This is a genomic window from Thalassoglobus sp. JC818 (genome assembly GCF_040717535.1).
In the GTDB taxonomy this organism is placed as follows: Bacteria; Planctomycetota; Planctomycetia; order Planctomycetales; family Planctomycetaceae; genus Thalassoglobus.
In genome coordinates, this window is record NZ_JBFEFI010000001.1 from 886478 (window position 1) to 906601 (window position 20124).

Annotated in this window: 20 protein-coding genes; 11 read left to right on the forward strand and 9 right to left on the reverse strand. The window is 52.1% G+C overall.

What is annotated here, in order from left to right; genetic code table 11:
• Positions 1-9 precede the first annotated feature (9 nt).
• From AB1L42_RS03155 to AB1L42_RS03165, 3 genes are all read right to left on the reverse strand, one after another.
• The gene (locus tag AB1L42_RS03155; RefSeq protein WP_367051103.1) at positions 10-588 is read right to left on the reverse strand and encodes a peroxiredoxin family protein; all 579 of its coding nucleotides are present in this window, start codon (positions 586-588) and stop codon (positions 10-12) included.
• 818 nt (positions 589-1406) lie between these two features.
• Entirely contained in the window at positions 1407-3998 is a 2592-nt protein-coding gene (locus AB1L42_RS03160; protein WP_367051105.1) for a serine/threonine-protein kinase, read from the reverse strand.
• Between the two features lie 464 nt (positions 3999-4462).
• Positions 4463-5008, reverse strand: a complete 546-nt coding sequence (locus AB1L42_RS03165) for a MerC domain-containing protein (RefSeq protein ID WP_367051108.1) — start codon at positions 5006-5008, stop codon at positions 4463-4465.
• A gap of 287 nt (positions 5009-5295) precedes the next feature.
• Here AB1L42_RS03165 and AB1L42_RS03170 point away from each other — a divergent pair, with 287 nt between their 5' ends.
• Positions 5296-5766, forward strand: coding sequence for a hypothetical protein (locus tag AB1L42_RS03170; protein ID WP_367051110.1), 471 nt, complete (start codon positions 5296-5298; stop codon positions 5764-5766).
• Positions 5766-6308: a hypothetical protein gene (locus AB1L42_RS03175; protein WP_367051112.1), complete on the forward strand. Its 543-nt coding sequence runs from the start codon at positions 5766-5768 to the stop codon at positions 6306-6308. Before AB1L42_RS03170 ends, AB1L42_RS03175 begins: the two co-directional genes overlap by 1 nt.
• A gap of 486 nt (positions 6309-6794) precedes the next feature.
• On the opposite strand, the gene AB1L42_RS03180 is transcribed toward AB1L42_RS03175, so the two are convergent.
• Entirely contained in the window at positions 6795-7223 is a 429-nt protein-coding gene (locus AB1L42_RS03180) for an SRPBCC family protein (protein WP_367051696.1), read from the reverse strand.
• 247 nt (positions 7224-7470) lie between these two features.
• Here AB1L42_RS03180 and AB1L42_RS03185 point away from each other — a divergent pair, with 247 nt between their 5' ends.
• The 3 genes from AB1L42_RS03185 to AB1L42_RS03195 all read left to right on the forward strand — a co-directional run bounded on the left by AB1L42_RS03185 (position 7471) and on the right by AB1L42_RS03195 (position 10031).
• Complete coding sequence (locus AB1L42_RS03185; protein ID WP_367051114.1) at positions 7471-7911, forward strand: hypothetical protein; 441 nt, start codon at positions 7471-7473, stop codon at positions 7909-7911.
• Between the two features lie 213 nt (positions 7912-8124).
• The gene (locus AB1L42_RS03190) at positions 8125-8901 is read left to right on the forward strand and encodes a DUF1028 domain-containing protein (protein ID WP_367051116.1); all 777 of its coding nucleotides are present in this window, start codon (positions 8125-8127) and stop codon (positions 8899-8901) included.
• An 80-nt stretch (positions 8902-8981) separates the two neighbouring features.
• Positions 8982-10031, forward strand: a complete 1050-nt coding sequence (locus AB1L42_RS03195) for a prenyltransferase/squalene oxidase repeat-containing protein (RefSeq protein WP_367051118.1) — start codon at positions 8982-8984, stop codon at positions 10029-10031.
• Between the two features lie 84 nt (positions 10032-10115).
• Here AB1L42_RS03195 and AB1L42_RS03200 read toward each other — a convergent pair whose 3' ends face one another.
• Positions 10116-10442, reverse strand: coding sequence for a hypothetical protein (locus tag AB1L42_RS03200; RefSeq protein ID WP_367051120.1), 327 nt, complete (start codon positions 10440-10442; stop codon positions 10116-10118).
• A 337-nt stretch (positions 10443-10779) separates the two neighbouring features.
• Between AB1L42_RS03200 and AB1L42_RS03205 the strand changes: the two genes are divergently transcribed.
• Positions 10780-11118, forward strand: coding sequence for a hypothetical protein (locus tag AB1L42_RS03205; protein WP_367051122.1), 339 nt, complete (start codon positions 10780-10782; stop codon positions 11116-11118).
• 144 nt (positions 11119-11262) lie between these two features.
• Here AB1L42_RS03205 and AB1L42_RS03210 read toward each other — a convergent pair whose 3' ends face one another.
• Positions 11263-12549, reverse strand: coding sequence for a Gfo/Idh/MocA family oxidoreductase (locus AB1L42_RS03210; protein ID WP_367051124.1), 1287 nt, complete (start codon positions 12547-12549; stop codon positions 11263-11265).
• A gap of 111 nt (positions 12550-12660) precedes the next feature.
• Here AB1L42_RS03210 and AB1L42_RS03215 point away from each other — a divergent pair, with 111 nt between their 5' ends.
• Positions 12661-14181: an SGNH/GDSL hydrolase family protein gene (locus AB1L42_RS03215; RefSeq protein ID WP_367051126.1), complete on the forward strand. Its 1521-nt coding sequence runs from the start codon at positions 12661-12663 to the stop codon at positions 14179-14181.
• Positions 14182-14229: 48 nt separating this feature from the next.
• Here AB1L42_RS03215 and AB1L42_RS03220 read toward each other — a convergent pair whose 3' ends face one another.
• Positions 14230-14379 carry a hypothetical protein gene (locus AB1L42_RS03220; RefSeq protein ID WP_367051127.1) on the reverse strand — a complete coding sequence of 50 codons (150 nt, stop codon included), beginning with the start codon at positions 14377-14379 and terminating at the stop codon, positions 14230-14232.
• A 50-nt stretch (positions 14380-14429) separates the two neighbouring features.
• On the opposite strand from AB1L42_RS03220, the gene trmB reads away from it, so the two are divergent.
• The 3 genes from trmB to AB1L42_RS03235 all read left to right on the forward strand — a co-directional run bounded on the left by trmB (position 14430) and on the right by AB1L42_RS03235 (position 17485).
• Positions 14430-15086, forward strand: a complete 657-nt coding sequence (trmB, locus tag AB1L42_RS03225; RefSeq protein WP_367051128.1) for a tRNA (guanosine(46)-N7)-methyltransferase TrmB — start codon at positions 14430-14432, stop codon at positions 15084-15086.
• A gap of 196 nt (positions 15087-15282) precedes the next feature.
• On the forward strand, positions 15283-16584 hold the full coding sequence (locus AB1L42_RS03230) for a nucleotide pyrophosphatase/phosphodiesterase family protein (RefSeq protein ID WP_367051129.1): 1302 nt from the start codon (positions 15283-15285) through the stop codon (positions 16582-16584).
• A 43-nt stretch (positions 16585-16627) separates the two neighbouring features.
• Entirely contained in the window at positions 16628-17485 is an 858-nt protein-coding gene (locus tag AB1L42_RS03235; RefSeq protein WP_367051131.1) for a GIY-YIG nuclease family protein, read from the forward strand.
• 59 nt (positions 17486-17544) lie between these two features.
• On the opposite strand, the gene gmd is transcribed toward AB1L42_RS03235, so the two are convergent.
• Complete coding sequence (gene gmd / locus AB1L42_RS03240) at positions 17545-18588, reverse strand: GDP-mannose 4,6-dehydratase (RefSeq protein WP_367051133.1); 1044 nt, start codon at positions 18586-18588, stop codon at positions 17545-17547.
• A gap of 104 nt (positions 18589-18692) precedes the next feature.
• Here gmd and AB1L42_RS03245 point away from each other — a divergent pair, with 104 nt between their 5' ends.
• A complete protein-coding gene (locus AB1L42_RS03245) occupies positions 18693-19067 on the forward strand; it encodes a hypothetical protein (RefSeq protein WP_367051135.1) in 375 nt (124 codons plus the stop codon).
• A gap of 67 nt (positions 19068-19134) precedes the next feature.
• On the opposite strand, the gene AB1L42_RS03250 is transcribed toward AB1L42_RS03245, so the two are convergent.
• Complete coding sequence (locus AB1L42_RS03250) at positions 19135-19773, reverse strand: hypothetical protein (protein ID WP_367051137.1); 639 nt, start codon at positions 19771-19773, stop codon at positions 19135-19137.
• Positions 19774-20124 lie beyond the last annotated feature (351 nt).

A 20124-nucleotide genomic window follows, 5' to 3' on the forward strand; every position in this document is an offset into this window, starting at 1 on the left:
TAGGGTGCTCTACTTCAGCAATTGAACAGCTTTGACGACGGTCTCGGTCTGAGGTCGTCCGCCGTGAGTCTGGCTGATGGTGACGTATGTGATCTCGCCATCCTTATTGATCACAAACGTCGACGGGTAAGCCGTCTCTCGCTCAGCATCCCAGCGAAGGTTGTAGGCATTAGTCAGCTTGTAATCGGGATCAAGCAGGAAGACGAAGTTCTCTGGGAGTTTCGTTCCTGTGAGAAACTCCTGGGCCTTGGCTTTGAGGTTCTCGCCTGGACCGGGATAGACGAGCACGACTGTCGCCTTCTCTTTGGAAAACTCTTCAGCACTCTTGATGAGACCACCAACCTGACGGCTGCAAGCTGGACACTGATATCCGGGGTAACCGCGAAGCATCACCAGCACGACTGGACCGTCTTCCAGAGTTTCGTGAAGCGAAACTTTTCCCGCTCCATTGATCGCTTCCAGTGAAAAATCGGAAGCTTTGTCACCAACAGCTGGCGGTGGCAATACATCCACAGCTGAGACCTGGGCAACAGCACCGAAGGTGAGAACGAAACCGAACAACGCAAGACAAGTGGAATTCAATCGCATGGAGAATTCTCCTAAGAAAAAGTGGAACAAAGCAGGCAACGTCGCCCGCCTGTTTCGTGACGACCCTAACACGAAATCATCGCAACGTCATTTGTCGAGAAGGTGAATCTGAGCCGCCTGTGAAAGAATTCACAACTGTGCCCGGTTCGCTTATGGACTCTTCACAGAACGAGAACACATGTCTGCTTTCGACTGATTCACGTGCGCGGCGTTTGCTAGGCACAGAGCGATAACAGGACAGGGGAGCGAAGAGACCCCGGGTCAAAAAGAATGAAGCACAGTAAAGAAATAAGGCGCCACAAAAGAATTGAGGCACAGTAAAACCGAAGTTCTACTGTGCCTCGCTATTCTCGAGGATCGGTGATCCCGAGGTCCTGAAACGGATTCGAAAATCTCGCTTCAGTGAAAGTCGACCATATGTCGGAGCCAGTCCCGACGATCAACTTTCTGGTGGCTGCCGACGACAGCCCGCCGACTGCTTAAGCAGTACCACCTCGTTGTTGGCTACTACAGTCTGATTCCACAGGACCACCTCCTTTCCATTTTAAACATCCTGCTTCACCCGGCTCGCCAGATCCGGTTTCTCAGCAGGCGAATACCCTTCGGGCTGCGTAATGCCCGAAACGAACTGAAAGCATTGTTACGCTTTCACACAATTGGACAAGACCAATTTGGATGAGGTTCGCGTTTTTTTGTTTCAATCCAAAATTTTGACGTTGCCGAAGCTCAAGAGAATTTCTCGCCTGAAAAACGCGGGCGCGTCACTCGCTCACAACTTCGAGAATCAAAAACGCGAAGTTGCGTCACGGAACATTCGGTTACTCGCCACTCTCTTCAGCATCGACCGCCGCCACCGAAGAGGTCTCTTTCTTAACCAATTCAGCGAGGTACAAATCCATTCTGCCCGTCGAGTCCAGACGGTCAGATGCGAACAACAACGTTCGACCATCCGGGAGTAGCTGCGGAATCAGTTCCCCAAATTCGCTATTCAAAGAATCAAGCGGAATCGCAGGTCCCCATTCAGCGTTTGCATCGGACCGAATATGCGCGAACAAGTCGGGATGCTTTTGTCCAATTTCATTTCGTTCAACGACCACGACACGACCATCGTCGCTGAGTGTTCCAGATGATTCCTGAGCCTTCGTTCTGACTTGTGCCTGCAAGACAACTGGACGCGGCCAACTCTCCTTCAAGGACCTTCTCGTTGTGAGATACAGATTGGCATCACCAGCCCCAGCATAACTCATCAAAAGCAGGTTCAGGCCATCAGAATTCAGGTTTGGTTTTGAGAAAGCTGAAGGTGGCATCCATTCATGGCGAGCGATCGGAGATTCGACAGGACCAGAATACTCTTGATCTCCGATCAAAACAGACTGCATGATTGTCTGATGTCCATTGTCTCCATAAATCTCTTGCCGGAAAAATAGAACTCCACCATCAGCTGTCAGTGTCGGATTGTTTTCATACCCGGGAGAATTGATAGCACTTCCTAAGTTGACGGGAGTCGAAAACGGGACATCGGTCGATTCACGGGTCGAAATCCAGAGGTCAGACTTGCCGTACCCACCTGATCGATGGGAGGAAAAAACGAGCGTGAGCCCGTCGGCCGTCATGTCCGCACCGTATTCCGGCTGCGTGGAATTCACATTTTGAAAGACGTCAGGAATGATCCGCCACTCATAATCTCCTGTCGCCAGTAAGTCTGCGAGTGGTTCCTGCGGTTCAACCTGTTGCTCCGCATTCGATTCTCCTTCGATCGCGGAACTCTCGTCGCCCGACCCAAGAACACTGCTATTCGTGGTCTGTATGTCCGCCAGATTCTGCTGCCCAACGTCGTCATCATCCGACGTTGAAGCTGACACAGGAACTTCTTCGTTCGACGAGAAAAGAAAATCAGCCCCGACAGCAATCACGACAAGTGCCATCACTCCGAGAGGCACAGCAATCCACCATGGAAACTGTTTTGAAGTCGAAGACTTAGTTTTCGATCGCCTGGAGGTGTTTTTTGAGCTCTGACGAGGCTTCGTTCGAATTTGCGGCAATTGCTCGGTTTGCTTGCGAGGAGAATTTTTGCTCGCAACCTGAACGTCCGTCATATCGATCGAGCAGCCTTCAATCGCCTCCATGACCTCGCCCATCGTTTGAAATCGATCCTGTGGATCTTTGGCCATCATTCGCTGCAAGATGGGATCAACAGCTGGGGCGATGTCCGGTCTCTTCTCGTGTAGCGAAGGAACGTCAGCATCTTTGTGCTTGAGAAAAACGTCAATGACGGTGTCACCCTGATAGGGGGGATCCCCAGTCAACAGGTAGTAGAGCGTGCAACCGAGGCTGTAAATGTCCGAGCGTGTATCAGCCTTTGAAGCATCAAGAGTCTGCTCAGGAGCCATGTAAGTGACGGTTCCCAGAATCGTTCCCGGTTCTGTCAGGTACGACTGATTCATATCGGGGGAAGCATCGGGATCATTCTCGTCCGGCAGCGGATTCAGTTGCAGCGACTTGTCGATACTCGCCAATCCCATGTCGAGCACTTTCACGAGCCCGTCACGAGACAGCATCAGATTCCCTGGCTTGATGTCTCGATGTATCACTCCATGCTTGTTGGCGTATCTCAGCCCGCGAGCAGCTTGTTGGATACAGTTCAGCGCTCGCGCAGCTGTCAGTGGTCCTTTTTTGTTGACTAACTTCGAAAGGTTTTGCCCGCGCACAAATTCCATCACCAGAAAGTGCGCCCCATTCGACTGGTCAGCGTCGTACGATCGGACAATGTTCGGGTGTTCGAGAGTGGCAGCCAGTTGCACTTCTCGCTGAAAACGTTTCACCTGCTCCGGAGATGAGAGAAGTTTGGGCGAGATCATTTTCACTGCCACGATCCGATTCATAGGTCGGTGCAGGGCCTTGAACACCATCCCCATGCCGCCGACATCGAGTAGATCGATAATCAGGTACTTGTCGATCAGTAGTTCTGGCTGTCCCTTGAGAAGGGCGTTCGCCTGATACTTCGTCAACTTTCCATTGGAAACAAGTTGAGCAGCGAGTTCGCGCGGCCCCAGCGGAGCATCGCCGTCCGCATCAGGCGCACTGATTTCCTGCAATTCGTCTTCGGAGAGAATCCCGACTTCCGAGAGCTTCGAGAGGAAATGTTGTCGGTCTTCCGCGGTCGATGGCTCCTCATCGACGCCGGAGTGCACTTCCGAAGCCGACATAATCGTCGTCGCTGGGCTGGTTCCCACGTTCCCCATCGGAGAATCAACGGAAGATCCGTTCTGATCAATCAGCGACTGAACTTCACGGACCAGACCGGAGTCGCCTTCACACTTCTCGACAAGCCATTGCCCCCGAGTTCCCGAAGGCTGCTCACAGGCATCTCGATAGAGTTGATGGACTAGACCAGAGCGATTCTTCGTCATCGTACCGTTGTTCCTCAGCAGGCCTCGAGCACGTTGCTCGGTCGGATGCGTTGACGTGAACGGATTGAGAAATCACTGGTCGAAGTTGCTCGTGTGATTTCGCGACGACCCATTCACTGGGGGATTTCACTGCGCGATTCAACAAAGTTTTCGACTGACGCTCAATTGACCCGACAGCCCGGTGCATTCGATGCTTCTGCCCGAAACACCAATCATTCCCAGTCGTTCTAACATCTTGTCAGACCAGATGCCAACCGAACCACTTTTCTGTGGCCGCTGCCTGCAACAGCCAAACTGCTGATGCCTATGATCTCAGCGTGTGGAACTTAGAATTCTCTCAATCCCATGCTGCCCGAAACGATGACAAAGGAGAGAAATTCCCGAAGCAATAAGAGTTTGATCGCCGTTCGAGGAGTGTGAGAAGAGCCTCGAACAGCTTCCTGAATTCGCCCAGAGTGTCGTGATCAGACTTCGAGGCATTCTTCCTGCGGGGCGTTGCCCTTTTGTTCACGCTGACAGCATTTGCGTGTACATCCACCGTTCAGGCAATGCGCCCAAGCGAGGCAGGCGGCCCCGAAAGCTGTCGGATGTTGCCACAGCCAGCTGAACGCCGTCGAGAAAGATCCCAGCGCTGACTGATCCTTGAGGCTGACTTCGACCGGGGTATGACAGCACGAATCCTGACACGCACTCACGGTTTCTTGACCGGAAGTCTTTGCCTCCGCAGCACAGCAGTCTCCACCCGCGAAGGCGGAATAGTTCATCACCAGCAATCCCAAAGCTGCCCACATCAGAACTGAATGTCGCTGATGCAATCGCCATCCCGGAACAAGTGTCCAGATTCCAATCGCAACCCCAACAATCGCCAGAACCTGGTGAAAATAGAGACTCGCAAGCCAATCCAGCCCCCAAGTCGATAAACTGGAGATAAAAACCGGAACCAGCATGCAGTGAATGACGCACGCCACTGATAGAATCAGACCGGTTAAGTTTGAAAGTGAGCGTGTCATTTGTTCTCCATTTCCAAATGTTGGGGGAAAGAAGAATACTTTAGACCACGCTATTTGCAACCCAATTGCAAACAATTGGACTTTGCAACTATTGAGTCGCTGGAAAACGCGTATTATACACTGATGTTGCAGTGACGATGTGTTCTACTGCGATCGCATGCATTCTCATTTTGATTTTTCTTCAATTCGTTTCATAACTTGTGGAGCCCTCAATGCAGCCTCTTCGATTTGCTTTCGGTCTGACTCTTGCCGTTGTCTTGATTGCGGGATGCAATGAAGGAAGTTCAGTGAAAACCCAGGAGCTCACGGAAGGGAATTCCGGAGATCACTCCCACGAAGGACATGATGGGCACGATCACCATGAACACGATGGACATGGGTCTGAGAGCCCGAAAACTCTGGCAGCAGGTGTCGCCCAACTGACAGAACTGCGAGACGCCATCGCGACCGCCATGGATGCGGATGATCTCAAAAAGGCCGACGGACCAGTTCATCAGGTCGGACATCTTCTGGAACAAATTGGTGATCTGGCTGGCGAAGCTGGTCTGAATGAGACCGAAGAAAAAGACGTGAAAGCGGCGATTACGACGCTGTTCGAATCATTCGCGAGCCTCGACAAAACAATTCACGGGAAATCAGACGGAAAATCCTGGAAGGACGTTTCCAGCGATATTGATCAGGCGATTTCAGCGCTTCAGAACATTTCCAGCGAAGCAACTCCGCAGACCGAAAGTGATGAAACGAAGGAGGAAGAATAGTGAGACTCCATGGTCTTCCGGTCGATTTCTCGAGTCTGTCGATACGTGTTTTTCTGGTTCTGACGGTTCTCACAGCTGGCTGTACACAACAACTCCCGCGTGAGATGGAAGAAATCCGCTCGCGTCTTATGGTCAGCGAAGAACCAGCCGAGCCGATCACCATTGAAGAAGCCCGTCAACTGGCGACTGAACCGACGGAAGTGACGTTAATTGTCCGGGTGGGCAATCGCAACTTTCCGAAATGGTCCGCTGAGAATCAGGCGATTTTCTACGTCTCGGAAGCTTTCCCCGGTTCCGACTACAACGTCGACGCCGATCACGATCCGAGCACGTGCCCGTTTTGCAAATGGAAATGGAAGCAGGAAGATTCTCTCGCAACTGTCACCGTGACAAACGCAGAAGGCGAGATTGCCCCAATCTCGGCGGATCGTCTTCTCGGACTGAACGAAGGTGACATCGTCGTCGTCCGTGGTCTCGCTGAAGTCGACGAGACCGAATACCTTTCCATCGCAGCCACGGAAATCTTCAAGCGCACGAATTAGAAGCTAATGCGATTGGTTGGCCGCTTGTTCAAACGGTCAGCTCATTTTTTATCGAGACCTCATTCGTCAGTCGGCGAATGAGGTCTTTTTCACATGAGGTCAAGGACGAGCCGGAAGAGAAACGCCAGAATGAAAACGCCGACACCCACAGCAAGTCCCCAGGGCCCAATCGCTGCACAGGCCGCACCCCCAAACAACAGGCCAGTTAAGAGTGGCAAGGGAAGGTATTCTCTCCACAACTCATGATCCGCATCGTGATCACGATCAGCGGCAGAAGGCCTAGCCTCTGAGGATCTCGTCCGAGTTGACTGCCTTGCTTTCAGCGACAAATCAGTCTCGCACTCCGGACAGACTCGAATCTGATTTTCCAATGCCTTTCCACAAACAGGGCAGGGGCGCATGAGTCTGCCTCCAATCAAAGCTTCTCAGATCATCCGAAACGCAAACTTGTGATCTCGAGTCCCGCCTGAGAATCCAGAGTCACATTCAGGCAGAACAGCCATCGGGAAACTGATCTCGAACGAGATTGAGTTCGATCCCAAACTCCAGCCAGGCTTTCATCCCAGCCAGAACCATTGTGTATCCGCCTTTCGAATCAACAGCCTGCGGAAGAACCTCCTCACACGTTCCGGTGAATCCCCAGTTCGAAATTGTCACCAGTGTGCTTGCATCATCGCGCGGTTCGAATCGCCATTCAACAATCGTCGGATCTGATTCCCACTCGATCAGTAAGCGAGAATTCTCTTCGTACTCTTTCACGGTCAGAGTGTCCCCGACCCCAAACATCTCCCAATCCCAGCGGACCTTCTTTTCGGGCGCGAGCTTGCCGCTACTCCGCGAAAACCAGAATCTGGTCGTGATTTCCGGATTACTGATCGCCTCGAAAACATCTTCCACTGGTTTTCGAATCAGCATCTGAGCGACAACGACAGTCGCGTTTTCGTTAGATGTTTTGCTGTTCACAATTCGTGATCTTCTTGTCCGAGTGTTAAGATTAAGTATCGCTAACGGTCACCAAACGTCTTATTTGAAGTTATCTCGCTGTGAATGTTGCGTCAATTTTGCACTCCGTTTGTAATTTCCACTTCCTCAGTGATCACGCGATGGATCTTCTCCTCGGCGAGCCGATGCGATGGATGAATTCATCTGAAATTTGAAGACAGTGAAACAGCAGACGACTCACCAACTCTGGCTCCTCATTCCCATAGCTCTCTGGGTCACGTTCTTCTTTCTCCCAGCCTTACCGAGAGAAATTCCAGCTCCAGGATTTGCGATATACACCTTGATTGGTTGGCCTGCCATGTGGCCTTTTCTCTGTATTCATACGCTCTCACACGTTCTTTTCTTGGCGGCGGTCTCCTTGTGTTGGTATCAGCTTTGGGTTGAAGGTGTGATCGTCTGTCTTGCAGCCGGAGCGATCACGGCGTTTTTCCCTGTCGGGCCTCCCCAATTGCCCGGAAATCTCTCACTCTGGGGAGCTTACATTTCGCTCATTGTCCTCAGCCTGGGAACAATTTTCCGCTCCAGCGATCGAACATCACAAGGTCGCAGAAGAACAACAAACTCGTCCAGAGAATCGGTCCACCGACCAAAAGACGAGTGAAAACTGACTCTCTTTCGCGCAGTCTTTCGTTTTGGCTCGATTTCTGCAACGAATCCGCGAATGAGTTCGTCAGAGCACGTGGAATCGATCCCGCGCTCCGCTCGGATCGAAGCTTGATGGAAAACTGACGACGAAGTTTGGATAATCTTCCTGGGTCGACACGAGTGTGTCACTGCCCCCAATGAAACCTGACCAGAGAATCTGGAACCCCTGATGAAAGTTGTTGGATTGATCAGCGCCCTCTGTGTGCTGTTGTCTCATCATTTATGCGCCGACGAACCGACTCCCGACAGCGACCGACCTCAGATCGTCGCCACGTTTTCAATCGTCGCATACGACCCGGAAGAGGAAGCCTGGGCGATTGGAGTCGCTTCCAAATTCCTGGCGGTCGGCCATGTGGTCCCCTGGGCAGAATCGGATGCGGGTGCGATCGCGACACAGAGCCTGGCAAACACGTCCTATGGCCCAAACGGTCTGGCATTGCTGCGTGACGGAAAATCTGCCGAAGAAGTTCTCGAAACACTCATAGAAGCGGACGAGCAAAAGCAAAAACGGCAAGTCGGGATTGTCGATCGTTCAGGAAACGCAGCCACATTTACGGGTGAAGAATGCCTTCCTTGGTGCGGCGGGAAAACCGGAAATCATTATGCCTGTCAGGGAAATATTCTGGCGGGACCGGAAGTGATCGAGAACATGGCTGCCGCATATGAAAAGTCCGAGAAACCTCTCGCCTGGAGAGTCATGGAAGCCTTGCAGGCCGCTGATCAATCCGGGGGGGATATCCGTGGTCGTCAATCAGCGGCGATTCTCGTCGTCAAAGACGGGGCAGGGTACGGCGGTTTCAATGACCGCATGATTGACCTGCGAGTCGACGATCATGAAGCTCCCATCAAGGAGCTTGCTCGAATCCTCCAATTGAAACTTTCACCATCCGATGAATCGCAGGAGGAGAAAGACTCCGAAGAAAGTGCGGACCAGAGTTCGAATTGATTCGCGACTTGAAAAACGAATTCATTACAATTGCCCAGTGCGTTCTGGTTCTATTGCACTTTTCCGGGGGAAGAGCCCTCATGTCGCGGCAACAATTTAAAATTGCATTCTTGCTTGTCGGGATGATGAGCCTGTGGGGTTTTCCGTCCGAGGCGTTCGGTCAGGATTACTCTCCAGCAGATGTCGATGAATCCATCGTCCGGGCTGTGCAGTTTCTTTCCTCACAGCAAACAGATGTCGGGGCCTGGCGGACAGAATCATGGGGCGAATCAACGGCGATCACTTCGCTGGCAGTCATGTCGTTTCTCGCGGCAGGTCATGTTCCAGGGGAAGGACCTTACGGGGAACAGATCAATCAGGGTGTGCGCTGGGTCGTCGAACATCAACAGCCCAACGGAATGCTGGTGCATCAGCAGCGTAGCCACGGTCCGATGTACAGTCACGGAATCTGCACTCTCATGCTCGCCGAAGTTGTCGGAATGATGGACGAAGCAGACGAGCCGATTGTTCGACGTGCTCTCGAGAAAGCAATTCTTCTGATTCTTGAGTCACAATCGGTCGCGAAGAACGATCGACATCGTGGCGGCTGGCGGTATCAGACCAACAGCCGTGACAGCGACCTGAGTGTCACGGGCTGGCAAGTTTTGGCACTGCGTGCTGCGAAAGACATTGGCTGTGATGTGCCTGCTGAAGCGATCGACGCTGCCGTCGACTATGTCCGCAACTGTGCTGGACGAAACGATCAGGGGTTTGGTTATCAGCCCGGCAATGGCCCGACTCCCACATTGACCGGCACTGGCATCACGTGTCTCGAAGTTTGCGGAGCCCACCACTCCAAGGAAGCACTGGGAGGAGCTGAATGGCTTGCTGAGAATCCGCTTCGTGACCGATCAAGCTACTTCTTTTACGGAGCGTACTATACGGGCATCGGCCTGTTCAAGATCGGCGGTGATGTTGCTGACTTAAACCACGAGCACTTGGTCACCTTGCTCCTTCCTCAACAGGACGATGACGGAGGATGGACGCCCCGCTCGGGAAGCGAACGTCAGGCGGGACGCATCTACGCCACCTCGCTGGCCGTGCTCGCACTCGCGGTCGAGTACCGGTATCTCCCGATCTATCAGCGATAGATCAATCCAGAGTTGGATGAAGTTGGCAAACTCTCAGTCAACGATGCGTCGGACTGCTTCCAAAGATTATGAGTGAATGACTTCTCAACACCTGGTCGGAATGCAGACAACCTGTTTGAGAAAGTTGCGAATTTGCTGTTCCGTCCCGGCATCCAGGTTCGCTCCGCGTATTTCGTAGCGAATCCCGCCTTGCGGGGCGCGATATCCGCGGACGGTGACTCTCGTCGACACCTCGAGATCCTGTCTCACAAACTGATCAATCTCGCTCGCACATCGATCCGAAATTCCGGCCGACTCCGTCAACTTGTTGTTGTCGATAACGAGCGTCAGGACAGCGTTTCGACTCCGGTGAATGCTCCAGAGCACAAATCCAATCAACACCATCACTCCCAGGATGTTGAGGGGTTCCACGAGCGCTCTCCTTCTTCACGTTTAAGCGGTCGACGGGTTAACCAACCAGCAACTGAATTGAGACATACTCTTCAGTCTCTCTCCACTTGTTGAAACGAGATCTTCCCAACGGATGCTGCGATCGCACATTCGCAGTTTTGCCGTCTGAGGAGAAGCGATTCCTGAAAGAACGCCTGTACATTCATTCGATCGTGCAAGTTGTGGTGAGAAGATCGAACCATTCAATTTCAATCAATGGAAAATTCAATCAGAGCATAGACAACTGTTGATTGATCATCACTTTTACTGCAATATTGGCCAAATCGTCAATGACTCTGGATTGGATCGAGACACAGCGATGGTGAAGGGAAGAGGACAAGAATTTCAGACGGGCGACTGGGTCATCTACCATAAGACCAAGTGGAGTTCACACCCGGGTCCCCGAGCACGAGACATCAAACCGTCTCCGGGTGGGGATCAATACGTCTACTGCATCGACAAATTCTGGGTCGTTGATGAAGTTCAAAGCGACGGGTCAATCGTTCTGATCACACGCACAGGCAAACGTCACATTGTTGACTCTGACGTCCCCAATTTGCGGAGAGCGACCTGGATTGACCGGCTGCGTTTTCGCTCGAGATTTCAGGCTGTGGAAATGATGAATCGAGAACAAACATCATCCGTTGCTTCGGAATAGCAGCCATCGCTGAGCCGGCAGACACTCTCGCTCGAAAAGCTGTCATTGACAAAAGACGATCCACTGAATGTTGGACAACCAACGCCTCAGTGGATCGTGTTCAATTGGGCTCAATGAGAGTCACAAAGTCTCTTTCGGGAACTGCTAAATCTGTGGTGTCCAACCTGGCTCGTACTCTCGCTTCCAGAGATTCTGAGCTTGTGGATTGCCGAGAATGTGTCCGTTGGTCGGATCACATTGCAGAGCAGATTGCGTCTGATAGGAAATATTTCCGAGATGGCAAAGCAGCGTGCTTCGATGACCGATTTCGATCTCGGCATTCAGGTTTTGATGCTCGCCTGCCCGAATCGCCTGAATGAGATTGTCGACGTGCGGCTCATTCTCAAGCGATGACGTTCCCTCATCAATGACCTTGTCATTCCGATCGAAGAACTTGTAGTTCCCCCCTCCATCGATCTCGCAAGCCCCTTTGTCGCCATAAAAAGCGACGAAGCCGGATGAGTCTTTGTGTCGGTTGCAACTCAATCCCTGCCAGGAGATTTGTTTTCCTTCCGGGAATTCGAAGGTCACGATATTCGTGTCCGGCGTCTGCTGATCGTCTTCGAACGCATACCGTCCACCGCTGGACACAACTGACGTCGGGAAGTCAACGCCCAATCCCCATCGACAGATGTCAAGAGCATGAATTCCGTTGTTGCCGAGCTCTCCATTTCCCCAATGCCACAGCCAGTGCCAGTTGTAGTGGATGCGGTTGTCGTAATACGGAACGCGTGGAGCTGGTCCTTGCCACAGTTCGTAATCGAGATTGCCCGGGACCTCTGCAAAGCGACCAACGCCGATCGTATCTCGCAGGTTGTTGTACCAAGATCGGGCACAGTAGACGTTTCCAATGATGCCTTCGTGCATTTTCGTAATCGCATCAATGTAGCCGGGATTGCTTCGACGTTGAGTTCCCAGTTGGACAGCTCGATCATGATGACGAGCTGCTTTGATCATCATTTCGCCTTCCCACGGATTGTGGCTGCAAGGCTTTTCGCAGTAGACATGCTTGCCTGCGGCGCAAGCAAGAATTGTGGCAGGAGCATGCCAGTGATTGGGAGCAGCACAGACAAAGATATCGAGCTCGGGATCATCGAGCATGCGTCGATAATCGGTAATCGGCTCTGGTACCTGATTCGTGTCTTTCTCCAGCTGAGCGACAGCACTTCCCGCCCGAGACGAATCCACGTCGCAGACATACTTCACATTGACACCCGGTTGACGTGCATAAGAAACGGCCAACGATCGGCCACGGCTGAGTCCCATCACACCGACATTGAGTTTCTGCGAGGGGAGCTCTCCCTGATTTGCGATTAATGGACCTGATGAGGCATAGGCCAACGCGGCAGCCGAAGTCGTTTTAAGAAGGTCGCGGCGAGTCATTGAAGTCATTCGGTATTCCTTGGTGGGAGAAGTGGCGAGGGTTGGATTATAATCTGTTGCGTGAGAGGACGTCACTCTCACACGGGACAACTCAAAATTGGTCTCAAATTTCTCTCATCAATGACCACTCAACTTCCCCACGAAAAACCGCCAAAAAACTCGGTGAGTCGTTCCCGCAATCGACGAACGCTGTTCCGTTGCGCTGCTTTGTTGCTTGCGCTCATTCCATTCATTCTTCTCGAGATTGCCCTCGTCGTTGCAGGGGTCGGTGAAGACGATCTCGGCGACGATCCGTTTGTCGGCTTCTCAGAAGTTTCTCCGCTCTTCGAACTCGACGAAGACCGCGACGAATACGTGATTTCAAATCGTCGACTGAAGTTCTTCGCTCCCGATGCATTCCCTGCGAAGAAGGCCGATCAGACCTTTCGAGTTTTCGTTCTCGGCGGTTCAACAGTGCAGGGGAGGCCCTATTCGATCGAGACGTCGTTCCCCACATTCGCACGAATAGCGCTCGAGACATCGGTCCCCAATCGCCAGTGGGAAGTCATCAACTGCGGAGGAGTGTCGTATGCCAGCTATCGACTTGTCCCGATCCTTAAGGAGTGTCTTCAATACGAGCCTGACTTGATCGTTGTCTGTTCCGGGCACAATGAGTTTCTTGAAGATCGAAGCTATGCTGCGATCAAATCGCTGCCGACGTGGATTCAAACTCCGTCGGACTGGTTCTTGAAACGCCGCACTGTGCAGCTTGCAGCAAACGTGTTCGCAGGTGGAAATTCTCCATCGACAACTCTTGCTGCAGATGCCGATGCCATCCTCGACTACCGCAATGGAATCGAAGCCTTCCGTCGAGACTTTGCTCACAGTCGGGCAGTGGCCAAGCACTACGAATCAAATCTGAACCGAATGGTTTCTCTCACTCAGCAGGCGAATGTCCCGCTGCTGTTCATGCTTCCACCTTCGAATCTGAGCGGACAACCTCCCTTCAAATCGGAACCGATGGAAACCATCACCGCGGAACAATTGGAAGAGGTCAAGAGCCTTCGAGAATCGGCTCGCGATTACTACCGGACCGACTTACGAGAAGCGATTCGCGTTTGGTCGGAAATCGCCTTGATCGATCCTCACTCTGCAGACAACTGGTACGAATATGGTCAGTGCCTGGAGATCGCAGGTCAGCACACCGAAGCCCGGGCTGCCTATGTAAATGCTCGCGATCTTGATGTCTGTCCGCTTCGCATGACGACCCCTCTCGAAGAGAGCATGAAGAAAGTCTCGGACGAGCGCGAAGTTCCATTGCTGAATCTGCATGAACAACTGGAGGAACAAACTACGACGCACATTCTGGGCGACCAGTGGCTTGTCGATCATGTACATCCAAGTTTTGAAGGGCACTACGAGATCGCACTCATTCTCGTAGAGTGGATGCAAGACAGAGGATTCGTTGAACTTCCCGAGAACTGGAGGGAAACGAGTCGCGATGAATTCACCATTCACTTTGAATCTCTCGATCGACCGTACTTTCATCGAGGCCAGCGAGCGCTCGAATCGTTACGCAACTGGACGCAAGGAGACCGCGACGGTCCGCCGGTGCGAGAACGATTCCCGCACCTCTTCTCGAAAAAAGAGTCGCACAACTGAGAGTCGAAGAGGCTTTCGCAAGACTCGGTAAGTCGAACCAATTCTCAGTCAGGATTCTCCCGGGCGAGGCATAATCTCCGGAGCGAGAAAAGCATCGAGTGCGTCTGTACTGATATCCTCCAAAGCACCGCGATGCAGGGACTTGCGGACATTGGGAGATTTGCTCGCGAATTCATTCGTCGCGAGCAGGAAATGCATTCGAAATGCTCTATAATCCGGGTTTCTGCGGAATGAACTTGAAGTAGACCATGCAAAAATCACCTCCCTCAGTTGACCTGAAGCCATTCTTCTTTGCTCATGATGACATTGAGGAACGGTACGACGGCCGACTTGATTGGGCCGAATTTTTCGGCAACGACAATCCTGTCGAAATCGACATCGGCTGTGGTCGGGGACTGTTCCTGGTTCACGCGTCAGAAGCGTGTCCGGACCGTAACTTTCTGGGACTCGAAATTGATTTCCGAGAGGGACGACGAGGGGCTGCGCGATTGAAACGCAGAAACCTGACGAACGCACGCGTGATTGGAGGGGATGCGAATGTTCCGCTCAACAAGATGATCACTCCTCATTCTGTCGATGCGATTCACGTCTACTTTCCCGATCCGTGGTGGAAGCGAAAGCATCGGTCACGAAGAATCGTCAACGACAAGTTCGTCGATCAATGTGCGAATCTGCTTGTCCCCGGCGGACTCTTCCACTCATGGACAGATGTCGAAGAATACTTCGGTGTCATTTCCTCGCTCCTCGATCATCACCCAAAGTTCGATACACTGCCCGCTCCCACCGAACGTCCGCCAGAAGATGACATGGACTATCAGACAAGCTACGAACGCAAGAAACGCAAGCTTGGTCTTCCTATTCATCGCGGAAAGTGGCAACGCAAACCACTCGAAGCTGATGACTAATCGTTCGTTCGAATGAGTTTCAAGCTGTCATTATGCCATGTTGAGACGGTACATCCATCCGGTCTCCGCGAATTCGCCAGAGCGAACGAATCATCCCACCAGTCATAAAATCTGCTGAACTCAAGCCGATCTACATGCTCTTGAGTCACAGCAGAATCACCAACCACTGAGATCATTGCTGAGAGGCGAGAAAATCATGCCGATGACAACCGTTCTTGTTTCGATCCCCGGTCTGCGAGCCGAAGATCTGGCGCAGATGCCCAACCTGCAGAAGATCGCTCAGCGAGGAGCTGCTCGCCCACTACAGGCGTCATTCCCGTGTGTTACTTGTCCCGTGCAGGCGAACCTGACCACCGGGGTTTTGCCGGACGAACATGGTGTGATCGCCAACGGATTTTTCTATCGCGACAAAGGAGAAGTGGAACTCTGGACTGCCTGGAACGAGTGCTTCGAAGCTCCACAAATCTGGGATCAATTGCACACTCACGATCCATCGATCACCTCGGCGGTGTGGTTTCCAATGCACTCCAAAGGAGCAGGGGCTGACTACATCTGCACGCCTGCACCGATCCACAACCCCGACGGATCGGAGTCGCTTTGGTGTTATACCAAACCTCAAGAACTCTACGGAGAACTTCGCGATGAATTGGGGCACTTCCCGTTAATGAACTTCTGGGGGCCGATCGCCAATATCAAGTCGAGCAATTGGATTATCGATTCAGCAATCAAGGCAGCTCATCAATTCAAACCGCAGTTCTCTTACATTTACATCACGCATCTCGACTATGCAGCCCAGAAGCTTGGCCCCAACAGCCCCGAAGCCCAGCAGGCAGTCATCGATCTCGACGAGTCACTCGGTCGACTCATCGAAGGCTATGAGTCTTCCGGAATGGGAGAAATTCGGTGGCTGATCGCAAGTGAATATGTCATCACCGAAGTGAACGATGTTGCTTATCCGAACCGCGTTTTGCGAGATGCAGGTTACCTCCACCTCGACGAGCGTGACGGTCTGGAATACCTCGTCCCCGGCGAATCCCCAGCTTGGGCGATGGTTGATCACCAGCTAGCTCATGTCTTCGTAAAAGAAGAACAGACGATTGAATCAGTCGCCAAGCTCTTCAGAGATCATCCGCTGGTCGATGAAGTTCTCGTCGGAAGCGAGCGAGATAAATATCATCTAAATCATCCACGATCGGGCGAAATCGTTCTCATTTCCAAACCGGATGCCTGGTTCGCCTATTACTGGTGGAACGACGACGCCAAAGCTCCATCATTTGCGCGAACAGTCGACATTCATCGAAAACCGGGCTACGACCCCGTTGAAATGTTCATCGACATGCCAAGCAAACAAACTCCCCTCGACGCAACACTCGTCAAAGGCTCACACGGCTACCCGGGAGTCCCCGGAGTCCTCATCTCATCGACACCACTCGAAGCGGAAGACTACCGTGACATCGATGTCGCCAAACTGATCCTGAGCGAGTTTGGGGTGAGTTGATTTCTCCAACATGTTTCTCCGACGTACTAGTGGGCTAAACTTAATGACAACAGCAACCGCGAAGACGATCCAGATTTATCTACCAACCGGTGAACCGAGAGGTATTCGGATTGCCGAAATCACGACTCGAATCGTTCAAGCAGTTCTGATTCCTCGGAGCGACCTCGCTCAAGGTAAGCGTCGCAAAGAACTCGACCTCCCAGGGGTCTACTTTTTGTTTGGCGATGTTGAAGACGAAGCCAAACCTGTCGTCTACATCGGGCAATCCGAAGATGGACGAAACCGATTCGACAGCCACAACAAGACCAAGTCGTTTTGGAAGACCGCGATCTTCTGTGTTTCGAAGACTCAAAACTTCACTCAAGCCCACATCAGATATCTGGAGTGGTATTGCATGCAACGAGCTAAAGAAGTTGGTCGTTACAATCTCGAAAATGGTCAGGTACCCGTTTCTTCTAACTACGTACCAGAACCGATGGAAGCTGAGTTACTCGACGTCTTCGAAACAATCAGTACTCTTGTTTCATCACTCGGATACCCCGTCTTCGAACCGATCTCGAAGCCAAATCGCTCATCTGAAATCTTCTACTGCCAAGGTGGGGGGAGTGATGGAAAAGGTGAATTGGTAGAAGAGGGGTTCGTTGTTCATTCGGGGAGCAAGGCTCGCATCCAAGTGACGCCATCGGCAACCTCCAGCGTGACTCCTCATCGTGAACGGCTGATTGCTGCGGGCGTGCTTGAAGAGGTTGAAGGCCAATTTGTCTTTAAGGAAGACTATCTGTTCTCCTCACCAAGTACGGCTGCAGGAATAGTGCTGGGGAGATCAGCAAACGGTTGGGTCGAATGGAAAAATACTCACGGCGCTACACTCAATGATGTCTATCGAGAAGATTCAGATTGAACCTCGGAAAGTGCCCGATGAACACGACGATGTGAGTGATGATCCAATGTTGCGCAGCTTCATTCTGCACAACGATCAGCTTCGACCATCATTTCTGCCAAAGCTTCGAAGCTGACGCGTGGAGTCCAGCCGAGTTGCTCCTTCGCTTTGGTTGCGTCGCCGATCAACAGATCGACTTCGGCAGGTCGGAAGAATTTCGGATCAATTCGGATGAGGACGTCGCCTGATGGTCCGATTCCGACTTCGTCAGTTCCTTCTCCGGACCAGGTAATCGGCATCCCGGCGTAGGCGAATGCGCGTTCGCAGAATTGTCGGACGGAAAAAGTCTTCCCGGTGGCGATCACGTAATCTTCGGGTTGGTCCTGCTGAAGCATCAACCACATCGCCTCGACGTAGTCCCCTGCGAATCCCCAGTCCCGCTGAGCATCGAGATTTCCCAGCCGAAGTTCCTTTTGTTTCCCAGCGAGGATATTTCCCACCGCCAGCGTAATCTTTCTCGTCACAAAATTTTCTCCACGGCGTGGAGACTCGTGATTGAACAGAATCCCGTTCACGGAAAACATTCCGTAAGCTTCTCGATAATTGCGAGTGATGTTGTAAGCGAAGGCTTTCGCGGCGGCATAAGGGCTGCGCGGATGAAAAGGAGTTTCCTCCGTCTGAGGAGTCTCAACAACCTTGCCGTACAACTCTGACGACGATGCCTGATAGAACCGAGCATCCGGTTGGCACTCTCGGATCGCTTCGAGCAATCGGACGACCCCAAGACCACACACGTCGGCGGTGTACTCTGGGACTTCAAACGAAACCTTCACATGCGATTGCGCAGCCAGATTGTAGACTTCACTTGGCCGAGACGCAGCGACGGCATTCCTCAACGATGAGGAATCGCACATGTCACCATCCACGAGATGCAGGCGACTTGCTTTGGCTGGGTTTCCGAGGACTTCACTCAAGCGAGATTTGTTGTCTGTCGAACATCGACGAACGATCCCCCAGACTTCGTATCCGCGACCGATGAGATGTTCGGCAAGGTAGGAGCCATCTTGTCCTGTAATGCCAGTGATCAGAGCTCTTTGGCCGGTCAATTCTGGAAGGTCGGTCATCGTCGTTTCAGGTCGTTCTTGAGCAAGTCACAATGTGGTGTTCACAACCTCGTCCAAGCGAAGAAAGCGAAATTCGCTTACGACAGTTCTGTCGCACGTCGAGGATGAAAGCCAAGTCTAGTTCACCACAAGAACGGTTTGCAGTCGCCGGAAGAAGAAATGCACTGATTTGTGCTTGTCGCTGCGACTTGACTCAAGACCAGTCACTCAACCAACTGATGGCGAAGAATGCTGCGTGGGCCGTTCGCAAGGCCGAACAGATGGAATTCCAAAGCGGGAATCCTGATGAGCAAGCCCGAAGAAAAACGAGAAAGGGCTGTCATGGCCAGTTTTCTCGTGTCAGCGAGGTGCCTGTCAAACGGCTCCTCAATTTGTACCGGAACAGCGTATTGCTGATTCCGCATCAGTCAGCGGTTTCGATTTCGATTAACCAGTTCGATCGCTTAGAGCAAGTTGCTCTTTCCTGTGCACTCGCTTGAACTGTTTCATAAGTTAAATGGCTGTGCTTGCTCGTGCGAGATCGTGCACACAAAATCAGAAAATGCTCTAGTACTGTCGGTATCCGGAGTAGTTTCCGTTGTAGTAGCTGGGATACGCCTGATTGGTTGGCGTATAGCCGGTCAGAGCTGATCCCATGTACTGAAACGGCATCATCAACGATTGGAACAGCGACGGACGCTGCTGCGTGTATCCAGGTTGAATCGCCGGGTTGGGCATATTCTGGCATGGAGCACACTGGCCGGACTGACAAGGTGAGGTTGGGTACGTCGATGTTGGGTATCCGGAATTCGTCGGAGTTGTGTAAACAGGAGAGACTCCATCCTGTCTGAATCTCGGCGGAGGCGAATACTGGTTGGGTTGCGAGTACGGAGCCGGAGCAACGTGCTGTCGCGGTGGCTGATACTGAGTCTGGTATTGCTTAGGTCGCTGATCGAAATACTGAGGCGAAGTCGGACTCATATTCGAAGGCACGACGTATTGCGTCGGTTGAACGTACTGCTGTGTTGAGTAGTTGGGTGAAGAGTAATTGGGATATCCGGAGATTGTTTGTTGGGTGCCTGAGTTGCCGTAGAAGGGGAGGACGCTTCCGTTATCGGACGTCTGGACGTGAGTATCGACCGCTTGCGCAGCTGCAGAGAAAAGGCACGCTGAAGAGAACAACATTGCTGGGAGAAAAAATTTCATGGATCACTCCTGAGTTTTGAAGGACAGTGCGAGGAAGAATTCACTCGCTTCACTTGAGGATTAATCGCATTCGCCGTGCCAACTTTCGGGAGATGAATTTCGCCTCGAAAACGCCCTCCGGCTTCCCCTAAACTTCCCAACCGGACATCGGAATAAATCATTCTGAAGACAGGCGTATTCCAGCTGATCTCAATCCAAGCTTCTGATTGCGCATGTCTGATGACAAAAACGCAGTCTCCGTCTCAAACACTCAAAATCTGAAGCAAAAGTGTCCGCGTGTACGCAAAATCTCGAATTGTATTTTCTGCCATCGTCACCAATGTGAGTTCGGAGTTTTGAGCCGCCCAATGC